This window comes from Nocardioides sp. NPDC054178 (genome assembly GCF_055585005.1).
Genome location: NZ_JBVJKY010000002.1, coordinates 314,469 through 327,922 on the forward strand (window position 1 = coordinate 314,469; position 13,454 = coordinate 327,922).

Below are 13,454 nucleotides of genomic sequence, written 5' to 3' on the forward strand. Positions count from 1 at the left end.
CGTAGCGCGAGCGCCAGTGTACGGACGCGGCGACGTGTTGATCCCGCGGTTCGCTCGCTGACGCTCGCTCACATTCTCTCCCCGGCCATCGAGCTGACCGTCATCTGACGCAGCTCGTCGCGCATCTGCGGGGTGAGTACGTGGCCGACCGCGTCGACCATCTGGGCCATCTTGTGGGCGACGACGCCCAGGTTCGCACCGGCACCGACGAGGACGGCGAAGCCCGCGAGGTCACCGATGCCCATGAAGAGGAAGTGTCCGGTGTGGAACTTCAGCATCACCTGGTCACAGCCGGGCTCGCCCACCTCACGCGCGATGTTGTTGCCGAGGCTGATCACCCCGGCTGTCATCGCGGCGAGCGGGTCGGCGACGTTGGCGGACATGCCGCCGGCACCGATCAGCGGGAGTCCGTCGGAGGAGACGATGAGCGCATGGGTCACACCGGGGGTGGAGCTGGCGAAGTTGTCGATCAGCCAGCTGAATTCCTTGGGGTCGCGGGGGACGACCGGGCTTTCCATTACGAAAGGGTTCCTTTCACTGCTGGGTCTTAGCTACCAAGGGAGAACGCGTCGAGATCGTCGGCGAAGGAGTGCCGGGCCGCCGACTGGTCCTCGGGCGAGGACTCTTCCGGCTGCGGCCCAACGGCTGCTTCGGGCACGGACTGCTTGCTGCGCAGGCTGACCGGCTCCCGGCGCGGGAGCGCGCCCGACTCTACTGGGCCGCTCTGGTCAGCGGTCATGGAGGCCTCGTTCGTCTCATCCGTCCCATCCGTCTCACCGAGGAGCGGGATCGACGTCTTCATCGTGTCGGTCGAGATGTCTGGCGACGGCTGCTCGCTCGGCGCCGGTGCGAACTGGGCCGCCGGCTGCTGCACGACCGGCTGTTGCCCGGCCTGGGGCGCAGCCGGTGGCTCGAACCGCGGCACCGGCCGGCGGACGGGCTCGAGCGAGGAGGGTCGGACCTCCGGCCGCACGGGCCGGGACTCCGACTGCGGCACGGACTGGGGCACCGACTGGGGCGTGGACCGGGGTCCCCGGCGCCGCGGGGCGGGAGGCAGCACCGCGACGCTGCTCGCGCTCGAGGCCCGCGGCAGCTCGGCGGGCTCGAGCGGCGCGACCGGCAGCTCGCAGAGAAGCTGGGCCGGCACCGTCACCATCGCGATCATCCCGTTGCCGGGGGCGGGGCGGGTGGCGAGGCGTACGTCGATGTCGTACTTGCGGGCGATCCGGTGCACCACCGGGAACCCCGTGTGGCTCCCGGACTTGCTGACCAGCTCCACGATCGGGCCCGCCAGCAGCGCGTTGAGGCGACCCACCGACCGCTCCGGGATGCCGATGCCGGTGTCCTCGATGCGGAACAGCACGTCGCCGGCGTCGGCGAGGTGGACGTTGATCGTCACCGCACCCGGGGAGTACTTGGTCGCGTTGTCCAGCAGCGCGGCGATCAGGCAGGAGACATCGTCGGCGGCGTAGCCGATGACGGCGAGATCGCTCACCCGGCCGATCGTCACCTGGTTGTAGCGCTCGATGCCCGACAGCGCCATCCGGATGATGTCCAGCAGCGAGGTGTCGATGCCGCCCATCTCGTCCTCGGCGCGGCCGGCGAGCGTACGCAGGTCGCGACTCGCGCGCCGCATGCGGGTCACGGCGTGGTCGACCTCATAGAGCTTCTTCAACCGGTCGGGGTCGTCCTCGTCGGCCTCGAGCCCGTCGAGCGAGAGCCGCATCTGCTCGGCCAGGCTGATCAGGTGGAGCCCGAACTGCTCCATGATCTCGGGCCAGGCCTCATCCTCGTCCTCCTGGAGAGGCGGTGGCGTGGAGTGGATCGGTGGCATGACGGGGTTCGATGGCACCGGTGGAAAGGGCACGGCCTGACCCCCGGTCGGAGGGAATGAGCGAGCAAGACCCGGATCTGACTGCTCAGCGAGCGTCGCAGCCTGGGGCCCCCGGCGCTTCAACAAGCGCAGGCTCCAGCGTGTCATGAGGCGGCACTTTCAAATGTGGAGAAGGAAACAGAGCGGTGAACAGACCGGCACAACCGGTGCGCGAGCGTAGCGATACGCGCCCAGAACCAGACAGTGTCCTAGGTCCCCCGTCCCAAGTGGCTCAGGCGCGCCGTCACCTCGCGACGAGGTGGCCCGATCCTAGCGGCCGCCCAGATCAGTCGGCCAGCAGGCGCAGGGTCTCCTCACGAGCCGGCGCGGTGCGCGGGTCCGTCCCCTCGTACGCCGATCCGACCGGGTTCACCATGACCTCGTCCACGCCGTACTCCTCGGCCATCCCGGCCAGGCGCGCCTTCGCGTACGCCGCGGAGCCGATGATCCAACGGCTCCGCATCGTGTCGACGAGCCCCTGGTGGGCTTCCGGGATCTCGGTCTTCTCGGCCTCGTCGATGCTGGGCTGAGCGGTCAGCGGCTGGCCGGTGCGCAGCTTCAGCATGGTCAGCAGCTGGGGCAGCGCCCGCCGGTCGGCCTCCTCGGCGGTCTCGGCCACGCTCGCGTTCACGGTCAGGAACGTCTTCGGCTCGCTGAGGAGCTCGGAGGGCTGGAACGTGGAGCGGTAGAGCTCGATCATCGCCTTGGTGTCGGTGCCGTTGCCCGCGAAGTGGTGGGCGAAGACGTACGGCAGGCCCTTCTGGGCAGCCAGACGCGCCGAGTAGTCCGAGGAGCCGAGCAGCCACAGCTCGGCGACCGATGCGGCCGACGGGGTCGCGTGCAGGACGTGCTGGCGGCCGCCGGCCATCAGCCCGACGCCTTCCGGCGCCATCATCGCGACGATGTTGTCGAGGTACTCCGGGAAGCGGTTGACCGCGTCGTCGCTCACCCCACCGGCGCCGTGACGCAGCGCCCAGGAGGTGACCGGGTCGGTCCCGGGGGCGCGACCGATGCCGAGGTCGATCCGTCCCGGGAACGCCGCCTCGAGCAGCGAGAACTGCTCAGCCACCACCAGCGGTGCGTGGTTGGGCAGCATCACTCCCCCGGACCCGACCCGGATCCGCTCGGTCGCGCCGGCCACCAGCGAGATCAGCACCGGCGGGTTCGTCGACCCGACCGCCGGCATGTTGTGGTGCTCGGCGAGCCAGTAGCGCTCGTACCCGAGCTCGTCGGCCACCTTCGCCAGCGACAGCGTCGCAGCCAGGGCATCTGCGGAGGACTGGTCCTTACGGACCGGGACGAGGTCGAGAACACTCAGCTTCACGTGAAGTCTCAACCCCGTCCGAGGCGTCGCTTATTCCGGCGGCAGCAGCGCGCGCAGTCCGTCGGCGACCGCCGAGCGCCACCAGGCGTAGTCGTGGCCACCGTTGTGCTCGGCGGAGGTGACGTCGATCCCAGCGGCACGGAGCCGGTCGACGAGGTCGTGGTGGAGCTCGTCGAGGACCCATTCCTGGGTGCCGTGCGCCAGATGCACACGGGTCTTCGCCTCCGCCGTGACCGCGTCGGCGAGGTCGTCGAGCCACAGCGAGGCCGACTGGCTGGCGACACCGTGGATGTGCTCGGGATAGGTCAGCCCGGCACGGAGCGCGGTGACGCCGCCGAGGCTCTGGCCCACGACGTAGGTCTCCTCGGAGACCGCGCGACGCTCGCGCACCCACGGCAGCAGCTGGTTGACGATGTAGTCGGCGCCCTCGCCACCGGCGAGCTCCTCCCAGCGCTTGTCGCGGCCGCCGGAGGCGGGCAGGACGCAGCGTACGTGGCGGAGGTGGCCGTCGGCGATCAGGTTGTCGAGCGTGGTCGGCAGCGAGTGGTGGTCGGTCCAGATCTCACCGTCGAGAGCGACCACGAGCGGCAGGTCGACGTTGAGACCTGCGCCGGCGGGGTCGTAGAGCCACACGTCGCGGCCGTCGGGGCCCGCTTCGAGCGTCACCGCGCCGGCGACGACGTCGTCACGGCGGAACAGCCACGGCTGCAGCGGAGCGTCGGGCAAGGAGACGACCGACTGCTTGATGCCCTGCCGGTTGTGGCACCAGTCGGGGTTGAGCGGGTCGAGGTAGCCGCGGTGCAGCACGGCACGCAGCTCGACCTGCCCGCCGCTCTCCCACGGGGCCGGCTCGCCGGGGTGCTTGCACAGGAAGGAGTAGGAGGCCCGCCAGTCGCCCTTCATCAGGAACGACGCATGCCACAGGTCGGTGCCGGCCTTCCGCTCCAGCATCGTCTCGGCGAGATGACGCTCGTCGGTCAGCCGGTTGGCGAAGAGGAGCACCTCTTCGGCCTCGTCGTCGCGCCAGCAGAAGGTGACGATCACCTCGTGGTCGTCCGCACCGGCGCCCGTCTCCTCGACAAGCGGGAGCGAGGTGGCGATCTGGTCCCAGAACATGTCGATGTCCTCGGGACTGAGGCGGTCGATGATCGCGCTTCGCGTCCGTGCTGATGGATTGGGTCGCGCCGCCGTTGGGGGTCGCAACTGCGTACTCATCCGGTTCTTCCTCCCGAGTACGGGGCTCTCTCTGTCCCCGCGGGCTGACCAAGTTACTCACAGTCGGGGCCTCACGCGAGATGCCGAGGTCCCTTTCTCTGTCAACTGATAGGTGATGTCGCATATCCGCTAGTCAAAGGCCTGGATAAGCGGGATTCGTTCAGTTTCCTATCAGTTTTCGGTCCACATGTCGGCACAGATCGCGACCGCGCCGAGGAATCCGGAGCCCTCCCACTGGGTGAGCCGGACCTCCCCCACCCGGTCCGCCGGGGCGCCTCCGGACAGGTCGCCGGACGGGTCGCCGGACGGCTCGCCGTCGAGGACGTCGAGGCGCTGCGCGGCCGCCATGCTGCCGTGCCCGGCCTTGACCAGAGCCTCCTTGCGCACCCACAACCGCGTGAACGCGTACGCAGCGTCCTCCTGCCCCGCGACCCAGGCCGCCTCACGCCTGGAGAGCGCCCGGTCGGGACCACGAGAGATCCTCTCCACGTCGATGCCGCAGCGTCGGCTCGCGGCGACCGCGGCGACCTGGCCGCGGGTGTGACTGAGGCTCACCCGCACCGCAGCGGCATCAGCCACCGAGGGTGCTCCGTGCTCCGAGCTGCCGCAGCGCGCACAACGCTGCTCGATCACGATCTCCTCGCGCGAGGTGCCCAGCAGCTCCGCGGCACACTCACGGACGAGGACGTGCGCGGCGGCGTACGCCTGCTTGTCGGCCTCGGCGACCAGCCGCTCGTGACGGGCCCGCTCCGCAGCGGTGAGCAGCCCGAGATCGGCGTCGATCTCGGCCACCGGCGCGAAGCGCACGATCTGAGTCATCCGGAGACTCAGTGACCGCCCCAGGGCACCCCGAGCTTGCCGAGCATCTCCTCGCCGCCGTCGAGCGCGGTGAGCACCCAGGCGCCGTCGGAGGTGAGCGCGAAGGTGTGTTCGAAGTGGGCCGCCCAGGAGCCGTCGTCGGTCACGACGGTCCAGTCGTCCTCCAGGGTGGTGACCTCAGGGCCACCGAGGGTGAGCATCGGCTCGACGGCGAGCGCGATGCCGCGCTGCAGCTTGGGGCCCTTGCCGGGCTTGCCGTAGTTGAACACCGACGGCTCCATGTGCATCTCGGTGCCGATGCCGTGGCCGCTGAAGTCCTCGAGGATGCCGTAGTCGCCCTGGGAGTCGACGTAGGTCTCGATGGCGTGCGAGATGTCGGTGACCCGTCCGCCGAGGCGGGCGGCGGCGATGCCGTGCCACATGGACCCCTCGGTGACGCGCATCAGCTCGGAGACCTCCTCGGGCACCGAGCCCATGGCCACCGTGATCGCGGCGTCGCCGTGCCAGCCCTCGACGATGGCGCCACAGTCGATGGAGATGATGTCGCCGTCCTGGAGCACCCGGGAACCCGGGATCCCGTGGACCACGACCTCGTCGACCGAGGCACAGATCGAGCCCGGGAAGCCGTGGTAGCCCTTGAACGACGGGACGCCACCCCGGGACCGGATCGAGTCCTCGGCGATGGCGTCGAGCTCGAGAAGGGTGACTCCGGGCCGCGCTGCGGCCCGGAGCACCTCGAGCGTCTCGCCGACCACGAGGCCGGCCCGACGCATCTTCTCGATCTGCTCAGGGGTCTTGATCTGGACCTTGTTCAAGAAGCCCACTGCTCCCCCGTTGCGTACACGATATGTGGTTCAGGACTCAGGGACGATGTCGAGCTCGTCGAAGATCCGCTTGGTCACGTCGTCGACGTCACCCATACCGTCGATCTCGTGGACCAGACCACGGCCCTTGTAGACCTCGATCAGCGGCGCGGTCTCCTCGAGGTAGACCTCCTGGCGACGGCGGATGACGTCCTCGGTGTCGTCGGCGCGACCCTCGAGCTCGGCACGCTGCAGCAGCCGCTGCACGATCTCGTCCTTGTCGACCGTCAGCACGACCACGGCATCCAGCGCGTGGCCGGTGTACTTGATCATCCCGTCGAGCTCCTCGACCTGCGCGAGCGTGCGCGGGTAGCCGTCGAGCAGGAACCCCTGGGCCGCGTCGGGCTCGTCGATGCGGTTGCGCACCATCAGGTTCGTGATCGAGTCGGGGACGTACTCGCCCTTGTCCATGTAGGACGCCGCCTCGACGCCCAGAGGCGTGCCCTGGGAGACGTTGGCGCGGAAGATGTCGCCCGTCGAGATCGCCGGGATCCCGAAGTGCTCGGCAATGAACTTCGCCTGGGTGCCCTTGCCGGCTCCCGGCGGGCCCATGATGATCAGTCTCATCGGAGGAACCCTTCATAGTTGCGCTGCTGGAGCTGGCTCTCGATCTGCTTCACCGTGTCCAGGGCGACGCCGACCATGATGAGGATCGAGGTGCCACCGAACGGGAAGTTCTGGTTGGCGCCGATGAGCGCCAACGCGATCAACGGGATGAGCGCAACCAGACCGAGGTAGAGCGAACCCGGCAGTGTGATACGGGACAAAACGTAGGACAGGTAGTCCTCGGTCGGCTTCCCGGCCCGAATTCCAGGAATGAAGCCGCCGTATTTCTTCATGTTGTCGGCGACCTCCGGGGGGTTGAAGGTGATCGACACGTAGAAGTAGGTGAAGAAGATGATCAGCGCGAAGTACGTCGCCATGTAGACCGGGTGGTCGCCGCGGACGAAGTAGTTGTTGATCCAGTCGACCCACGCCGGCGGGTTCTGCGAGTTCTGGTTGAACTGCGCCGCCATCGCCGGCAGGTAGAGCAGGGACGAGGCGAAGATGACCGGGATGACACCGGCCTGGTTCACCTTGAGCGGGATGTAGGTCGAGGAGCCGCCGAACATCTTGCGACCGACCATCCGGCGGGCGTACTGGACCGGGATGCGGCGCTGGGCCTGCTCGATGAAGATGACCGCCGCCATGATCGCCAGACCGATGACGATCACGATCGCGAAGGTCCACCAGCCCTTGTCGTTCTTGACCGCCCACATGGTGGCCGGGAACGTGGCGACGACCTGGGTGAAGATGAGGATCGACATACCGTTGCCGATGCCGCGCTCGGTGATGAGCTCACCGAGCCACATGATGACCGCGGTGCCGGCGGTCATGGTGACGACCATGACCAGGAAGGTCGCGGTGCCGTCGTCGTGCAGCAGGGGCTGCGTGCAGCCCTGGAGCAGGTCGCCGGAGCGGGCCAGCGCGACGATGCCGGTGGCCTGCAGGACCGCGAGGCCGAGGGTCAGGTAGCGGGTGTACTGCGTGATCTTCGTCTGCCCTGCCTGGCCCTCCTTCTTGAGGCGCTCGAGGCGGGGGATCACCACGACGAGAAGCTGCAGGATGATGCTCGCGGTGATGTACGGCATGATGCCGAGCGCGAAGATCGTCAGCTGCAGCAGGGCGCCACCGGAGAAGAGATTGACCAGGTTGTAGAGGCCGGCGCTGTCACCGGTCTGAGCCGCGTCAAGACACTGCTGGACGTTCGCGACGTGAACGCCAGGAGCCGGGATCTGGGACCCAGCCCTGAAGATCACGACGATGAAGAGAACGAAGAGCAGCTTCTTGCGCAGGTCCGGGGTACGGAACGCTGATGCGAACGCGCCAAGCACGAATGGTTCCTCTTTCGACAATCAGGGGTCGCAGGGCCTGCGCCGATGCGAAAACCCGTGGCAGCCTAACAGCCCCCACGGCAGTTCTTGCACGTAGGGCTGAAACAGCGGGAGCGCGGTCGGGACCCCGAAGGGGCGACCCGGCCGCGCTCCCACGTGACAGGCTCTACGTTAGTAGAACTGTCAGAGAACCGTGACAGTTCCGCCAGCGGCCTCGATCTTCTCCTTGGCAGTGCCGGAGAAGGCGTTGGCGCTGATCTCGACCTTGACGGTCAGGTCGCCCTGGCCCAGGACCTTCACCGGGTGGCCCTTGCGGACGGCACCCTTCTCGATCAGGGTCTCGGGCGTGACGACGCCACCCTCGGGGAAAAGCTCGTTGAGCTTGTCGAGGTTGACGACCTGGAACTCCACCTTGAAGGGGTTCTTGAAGCCCTTCAGCTTGGGGAGCCGCATGTGCATCGGGGTCTGGCCACCCTCGAAGTAAGCGGGGACCTGGTAACGGGCCTTCGTGCCCTTGGTACCACGGCCGGCCGTCTTACCCTTGGACGCCTCACCACGACCCACGCGGGTCTTGGCCTTCTTGGCACCGGGGGCCGGCGCCAGGTTGTGCACCTTGAGTGCCATATCAGTCGACCTCCTCGACCGTCACCAGGTGACGGACGGTCTGGACCATGCCGCGGATCTCCGGGCGGTCCTCCTTGACGACCACGTCGCCGATCCGCTTGAGACCGAGCGTACGCAGCGTGTCGCGCTGGTTCTGCTTCAGACCAACGCGGCCCTTCAGCTGCTTGACCTTGAGCTGCGCCATCAGGCCGACACCTCCACGGCGGGAGCCGCAGCCTCGACCTGCGCCTTGAGCAGCGCGTCGGGGGCGACGTCCTCAACGGGGAGACCACGGCGGGCGGCGACGGCCTCAGGCGTCTCGAGCATCCTGAGGGCCTCCACCGTCGCGTGGACGATGTTGATCTGGTTGGACGAACCGAGCGACTTGCTCAGCACGTCGTGGATGCCGGCGCACTCCAGGACGGCGCGCACCGGACCACCGGCGATGACACCGGTACCAGGGGCGGCCGGACGGAGGAGGACCACACCAGCGGCCTTCTCACCCTGCACCGGGTGCGGGATCGTGCCCTGGATGCGGGGAACGCGGAAGAAGTGCTTCTTCGCTTCCTCGACACCCTTGGCGATCGCCGCGGGAACTTCCTTCGCCTTACCGTAGCCGACGCCGACCAGACCTTCACCGTCACCGACGATCACAAGGGCGGTGAAGCTGAAGCGACGACCACCCTTCACGACCTTGGCAACTCGGTTGATCGCGACGACCTTCTCGATGTAGGCGGTCTTGTCGGCGCTCTGGTTGCGACGGTCGTCGCGACCTCGGCGCTCGCCACCACGCTGTCCGCGCTGGGCTCCGCTCATCAGACTTTCCTCTTCTCTCGTTCGATCGTTGCGATCAGAAGGTCAGACCGGCCTCGCGCGCGCCATCGGCGAGCGCGGCGACACGGCCGTGGTACTTGTTGCCGGCACGGTCGAAGACGACGGTCTCCACCCCAGCGGCCTTGGCACGCGACGCAACCAGCTCGCCGACCTGCTTGGCCTTGGCGGTCTTGTCACCGGAGGCCGACCGCAGGTCGCCCTCGATGGTCGAAGCCGAGGCAAGCGTCTTGCCGGCCAGGTCGTCGACGACCTGGGCGGTGATGTGCTTGGCCGACCGGGTCACGACGAGGCGCGGGCGCTCCGGCGTACCCTCGATCTTCTTGCGACCGCGGGCCTGACGACGCAGGCGCGAGCGGACACGGGAAGCGGTGTGCTTGTTGTTCGACAGCGAGATGGCCATCACTTACCAGCCTTTCCGACCTTGCGGCGGATGTTCTCGCCGGCGTAACGAACGCCCTTGCCCTTGTAGGGCTCCGGCTTGCGCAGCTTGCGAATGTTGGCCGCAACCTCACCGACGAGCTGCTTGTCGATGCCGACGACACCGAGCTTGGTCGGACCGTCGGTGGTGAAGGTGATGCCCTCGGGCGCGTCGAAGACGATCGAGTGGGAGTAACCCAGCTGGAACTCCAGCTTGGTCGGGCCCTTCGACAGCACGCGGTAACCCACGCCGACGATCTCGAGCTTCTTCTCGTAGCCCTCGGTGACACCCAGGACCATGTTGTTGATCAGCGTGCGGGACAGGCCGTGCAGGGCCTTGTTGTCCCGGCTGTCGTCGGGGCGCTTGACGTCGAGGACGCCGTCACCCTTCTCGACGGTGATCGGGTCGACCACGGTGTGCGACAGGGAGCCCTTGGGGCCCTTGACGCTCACGACCTGGCCGTCGATGGTGACGTCCACGCCGGCCGGAACCGGGACGGGGAGCTTGCCAATACGCGACATTTCTTCTCTCTCCCTTCCCTGATTACCAGACGTAGGCGAGGACTTCCCCACCTACGCCCTTCTTGTTCGCCTGGCGGTCGGTCAGCAGACCCTGGCTCGTCGAGATGATCGCGACGCCGAGGCCGCCGAGCACCTTGGGGAGACCGGTGTGCTTCGCGTAGACACGCAGACCGGGCTTGCTGATGCGGCGGACGCCGGCGATCGAGCGCTCACGGTTGCGGCCGTACTTGAGGGTGATCGACAGGGTCTTGCCGACCTGGCCCTCGGTGGGCTCCAGCACCTCGTACTTGGTGATGTAGCCCTCCTGCTGGAGGATCTCAGCGACGCCCTGCTTCAGCTTGCTGTACGGCATCGAAACCGCATCGTGGTACGCCTGGTTGGCGTTACGCAGACGAGTGAGCATGTCTGCGATCGGGTCAGTCATCGTCATTGGCCGAACGGCCCTTTCTCGTAGTGGTTTCCTCACGACACACAGTCATGAGGACCTTCAACGTCAGTGGTTGGAACGGTGATCGCTCACCAGGAGGACTTGGTGACGCCGGGCAGCTCGCCGCGGTGGGCCATCTCACGCAGGCAGATACGGCACAGGCCGAACTTGCGGAACACGGCCTTCGGGCGGCCGCAGCGCTGGCAGCGGGTGTAACTCCGAACCGCATACTTCGGCTTGCGGGCGGCCTTCACCTTGAGAGCGGTCTTCGCCATCTCAGTTGTTCTCCTTGAACGGGAAGCCGAGCGCCTTGAGCAGCGCGCGACCCTGGTCATCGTTGGTGGCAGTCGTCACGAGGGTGATGTCCATGCCCCGCGAGCGGTCGATCTTGTCCTGGTTGATCTCGTGGAACATGACCTGCTCGGTGAGACCGAAGGTGTAGTTGCCGTTGCCGTCGAACTGCTTGCCGTTGAGGCCGCGGAAGTCCCTGATGCGGGGCAGCGCGAGCGAGAGCAGGCGGTCGAGGAACTCCCACATGCGGTCGCCGCGCAGCGTGACGTGCGCACCGATCGGCATGCCCTCACGCAGCTTGAACTGCGCGATGGACTTCTTCGCCTTGTTGATCAGCGGCTTCTGGCCGGTGATCGCGGTCAGGTCGTTGACAGCGCCCTCGATCAGCTTGGAGTCGCGAGCAGCCTCGCCGACACCCATGTTGACGACGATCTTGGTCAGACCGGGGATCTGCATGACATTCGGGATCTCGAACTCGGCCTGCAGGGCCGGGGCGATCTCCTCGCGGTACTTCGTCTTGAGGCGCGGGGCCACAGCGGTGTCGGTCATGATCAGATGTCCTTACCGGTCTTGCGCGAGATGCGAACGCTGCGCTCAGCGGCGTACGTCGACCCGTCGGGGCGACGCTTCTGGACCGTCTCACGGCGGAAGCCGACGCGAACCGGCTCGCCACCCTCGAGCAGCTGGACGTTGGAAACGTGGATCGGGGCCTCGGTGTTCACGATGCCGCCGGTGGTGCCGGCGCGGCCGCCCTGGTCCTGGACCTTGGTGTGCTTCTTGACGAGGTTGATGCCCTCGACGATCACACGGTCCTCCTGGGTGAGGACAGCGATCACCTTGCCGGAGCCGCCCTTGTCCTTACCAGCGATCACCTTGACGGTGTCGCCCTTCTTGATGTGCGAGCGACCCATCACAGCACCTCCGGCGCGAGCGAGATGATCTTCATGAACTTCTTGTCGCGCAGCTCACGGCCGACCGGGCCGAAGATGCGGGTGCCTCGCGGCTCGCCGTCGTTCTTGAGAATGACGGCGGCGTTCTCGTCGAAGCGGATGTACGAGCCGTCAGCGCGGCGGCGCTCCTTGACGGTGCGCACGATGACGGCCTTGACGACGTCACCCTTCTTCACGTTGCCACCGGGGATAGCGTCCTTGACGGTGGCGACGATGGTGTCGCCGATGCCGGCGTAGCGACGACCAGAACCACCGAGCACACGAATGCAAAGGATCTCCTTCGCACCAGTGTTGTCGGCGACCTTGAGTCGCGACTCCTGCTGGATCATTACTTCTCCTTGTCGAGCTGGTTCTCTCCCCGCTCCAGGGCGGGTGAGCCTTGCCGAACGTAATGGGATTTGATGGGCACAGGCCCAGCGAACAATGGTCGCTGGACCTGCGCCCTTTGGTCAATTTGGCGGCGTTTGACGCCGGCCGGATCCGTCTCTAGGAGACGAGGATCACTTGGCGCGCTCGACGACCTCGACGAGGCGCCACCGCTTGGTGGCGGACAGCGGCCGGGTCTCCATGACCAGGACGCGGTCGCCGATGCCGGCGGTGTTCTGCTCGTCGTGAGCCTTGAGCTTGCTGCTACGGCGCATGACCTTGCCGTAGAGCGGGTGCTTCACGCGGTCCTCGACCTCGACGACGATGGTCTTGTCCATCTTGTCGCTGACGACGAGGCCCTCGCGCACCTTGCGCGTGTTGCGCTCGGTGCCCTCAGTGGTGGTCTCAGCCATCTCAGGCCTCCTCGGTGGTCTCGGTGCCCGGGGCCACGCGGATGCCGAGCTCGCGCTCACGCACCACGGTGTAGATCCGGGCGATATCCTTCTTGACGGTGCGGAGCCGACCGTGGCTCTCCAGCTGGCCGGTGGCCGCCTGGAACCGGAGGTTGAACAGCTCCTCCTTCGCCTCGCGCAGCTTCGCCTCGAGGTCGACGTCGGTGAGCTCGTCCAGCTCGAACGCCTGCAGGGAGTTAGCCATCAGAACTCACCAGCCTCTCGCGTGATGAAACGGCACTTCATGGGCAGCTTGTGGATCGCGCGGCGCATCGCCTCGCGGGCCGTGTTCTCGTCGACTCCGGAGAGCTCGAACATGACGCGGCCCGGCTTGACGTTGGCCACCCACCACTCGGGCGAACCCTTACCGGAACCCATGCGGGTCTCGGCCGGCTTCTTGGTCAGCGGGATGTCGGGGTAGATGTTGATCCACACCTTGCCGCCTCGCTTGATGTGACGAGTCATCGCGATACGCGCTGCCTCGATCTGGCGGTTGGTCACGTAGTGACCTTCGATTGCCTGGATGCCGAAGTCACCGAAGGCCAGCTTCGTGCCACCCTTGGCCACGCCAGTGCGCTTCGGGTGGTGCTGCTTGCGGTGCTTGACTCGACGGGGCATCAGCAT

General features: G+C 67.1%; 22 protein-coding genes. All 22 read right to left on the reverse strand.

All coding sequences use genetic code 11. The annotated features are described in order from the left end of the window. Positions 1-68 precede the first annotated feature (68 nt). The 22 genes from ACZ6WN_RS08105 to rplP all read right to left on the reverse strand — a co-directional run bounded on the left by ACZ6WN_RS08105 (position 69) and on the right by rplP (position 13,454). On the reverse strand, positions 69-518 hold the full coding sequence (locus tag ACZ6WN_RS08105; protein WP_357335416.1) for a roadblock/LC7 domain-containing protein: 450 nt from the start codon (positions 516-518) through the stop codon (positions 69-71). 29 nt (positions 519-547) lie between these two features. Beyond that, entirely contained in the window at positions 548-1,834 is a 1,287-nt protein-coding gene (locus ACZ6WN_RS08110; protein ID WP_465863930.1) for a sensor histidine kinase, read from the reverse strand. Between the two features lie 248 nt (positions 1,835-2,082). Continuing rightward, positions 2,083-2,163 (reverse strand): hypothetical protein, encoded by an 81-nt coding sequence (locus ACZ6WN_RS08115; RefSeq protein ID WP_465864960.1) that lies wholly within the window; start codon positions 2,161-2,163, stop codon positions 2,083-2,085. Then, on the reverse strand, positions 2,160-3,197 hold the full coding sequence (locus tag ACZ6WN_RS08120) for an LLM class flavin-dependent oxidoreductase (RefSeq protein WP_465863932.1): 1,038 nt from the start codon (positions 3,195-3,197) through the stop codon (positions 2,160-2,162). The genes ACZ6WN_RS08115 and ACZ6WN_RS08120 overlap by 4 nt, the downstream gene beginning before the upstream one ends. A 30-nt stretch (positions 3,198-3,227) precedes the next feature. Further along, complete coding sequence (locus ACZ6WN_RS08125; protein ID WP_465863934.1) at positions 3,228-4,313, reverse strand: enterochelin esterase domain-containing protein; 1,086 nt, start codon at positions 4,311-4,313, stop codon at positions 3,228-3,230. A gap of 270 nt (positions 4,314-4,583) precedes the next feature. After that, complete coding sequence (locus ACZ6WN_RS08130) at positions 4,584-5,231, reverse strand: 4'-phosphopantetheinyl transferase superfamily protein (protein ID WP_465863936.1); 648 nt, start codon at positions 5,229-5,231, stop codon at positions 4,584-4,586. Between the two features lie 8 nt (positions 5,232-5,239). Then, positions 5,240-6,055, reverse strand: coding sequence for a type I methionyl aminopeptidase (gene map, locus ACZ6WN_RS08135; RefSeq protein ID WP_465863938.1), 816 nt, complete (start codon positions 6,053-6,055; stop codon positions 5,240-5,242). Positions 6,056-6,085: 30 nt separating this feature from the next. Further along, complete coding sequence (locus ACZ6WN_RS08140) at positions 6,086-6,661, reverse strand: adenylate kinase (protein WP_357335424.1); 576 nt, start codon at positions 6,659-6,661, stop codon at positions 6,086-6,088. Continuing rightward, on the reverse strand, positions 6,658-7,968 hold the full coding sequence (gene secY, locus ACZ6WN_RS08145; protein WP_465863941.1) for a preprotein translocase subunit SecY: 1,311 nt from the start codon (positions 7,966-7,968) through the stop codon (positions 6,658-6,660). The genes ACZ6WN_RS08140 and secY overlap by 4 nt, the downstream gene beginning before the upstream one ends. A 183-nt stretch (positions 7,969-8,151) precedes the next feature. Beyond that, entirely contained in the window at positions 8,152-8,592 is a 441-nt protein-coding gene (gene rplO / locus ACZ6WN_RS08150) for a 50S ribosomal protein L15 (protein WP_091052397.1), read from the reverse strand. A 1-nt stretch (position 8,593) separates the two neighbouring features. Next, complete coding sequence (gene rpmD, locus ACZ6WN_RS08155; protein ID WP_378724850.1) at positions 8,594-8,776, reverse strand: 50S ribosomal protein L30; 183 nt, start codon at positions 8,774-8,776, stop codon at positions 8,594-8,596. Continuing rightward, a complete protein-coding gene (rpsE, locus tag ACZ6WN_RS08160) occupies positions 8,776-9,387 on the reverse strand; it encodes a 30S ribosomal protein S5 (RefSeq protein WP_357335427.1) in 612 nt (203 codons plus the stop codon). The genes rpmD and rpsE overlap by 1 nt, the downstream gene beginning before the upstream one ends. A 34-nt stretch (positions 9,388-9,421) precedes the next feature. After that, positions 9,422-9,805, reverse strand: coding sequence for a 50S ribosomal protein L18 (gene rplR, locus ACZ6WN_RS08165; RefSeq protein ID WP_008361025.1), 384 nt, complete (start codon positions 9,803-9,805; stop codon positions 9,422-9,424). Next, positions 9,805-10,344, reverse strand: a complete 540-nt coding sequence (gene rplF, locus ACZ6WN_RS08170; protein ID WP_465863945.1) for a 50S ribosomal protein L6 — start codon at positions 10,342-10,344, stop codon at positions 9,805-9,807. Before rplF ends, rplR begins: the two co-directional genes overlap by 1 nt. A gap of 22 nt (positions 10,345-10,366) precedes the next feature. After that, the gene (gene rpsH, locus ACZ6WN_RS08175) at positions 10,367-10,774 is read right to left on the reverse strand and encodes a 30S ribosomal protein S8 (RefSeq protein WP_040755997.1); all 408 of its coding nucleotides are present in this window, start codon (positions 10,772-10,774) and stop codon (positions 10,367-10,369) included. 86 nt (positions 10,775-10,860) lie between these two features. Next, complete coding sequence (locus ACZ6WN_RS08180) at positions 10,861-11,046, reverse strand: type Z 30S ribosomal protein S14 (RefSeq protein ID WP_465863947.1); 186 nt, start codon at positions 11,044-11,046, stop codon at positions 10,861-10,863. A gap of 1 nt (position 11,047) precedes the next feature. After that, positions 11,048-11,611 carry a 50S ribosomal protein L5 gene (rplE, locus tag ACZ6WN_RS08185; RefSeq protein WP_183544357.1) on the reverse strand — a complete coding sequence of 188 codons (564 nt, stop codon included), beginning with the start codon at positions 11,609-11,611 and terminating at the stop codon, positions 11,048-11,050. Between the two features lie 2 nt (positions 11,612-11,613). Then, positions 11,614-11,973, reverse strand: coding sequence for a 50S ribosomal protein L24 (rplX, locus tag ACZ6WN_RS08190; RefSeq protein WP_141806214.1), 360 nt, complete (start codon positions 11,971-11,973; stop codon positions 11,614-11,616). Beyond that, positions 11,973-12,341, reverse strand: coding sequence for a 50S ribosomal protein L14 (gene rplN / locus ACZ6WN_RS08195; RefSeq protein WP_008361015.1), 369 nt, complete (start codon positions 12,339-12,341; stop codon positions 11,973-11,975). The genes rplX and rplN overlap by 1 nt, the downstream gene beginning before the upstream one ends. A gap of 171 nt (positions 12,342-12,512) precedes the next feature. Continuing rightward, on the reverse strand, positions 12,513-12,791 hold the full coding sequence (gene rpsQ, locus ACZ6WN_RS08200; RefSeq protein ID WP_357335433.1) for a 30S ribosomal protein S17: 279 nt from the start codon (positions 12,789-12,791) through the stop codon (positions 12,513-12,515). Between the two features lies 1 nt (position 12,792). Continuing rightward, positions 12,793-13,035, reverse strand: a complete 243-nt coding sequence (gene rpmC, locus ACZ6WN_RS08205; RefSeq protein WP_008361011.1) for a 50S ribosomal protein L29 — start codon at positions 13,033-13,035, stop codon at positions 12,793-12,795. Continuing rightward, positions 13,035-13,454 (reverse strand): 50S ribosomal protein L16, encoded by a 420-nt coding sequence (gene rplP / locus ACZ6WN_RS08210; protein ID WP_357335435.1) that lies wholly within the window; start codon positions 13,452-13,454, stop codon positions 13,035-13,037. Before rplP ends, rpmC begins: the two co-directional genes overlap by 1 nt.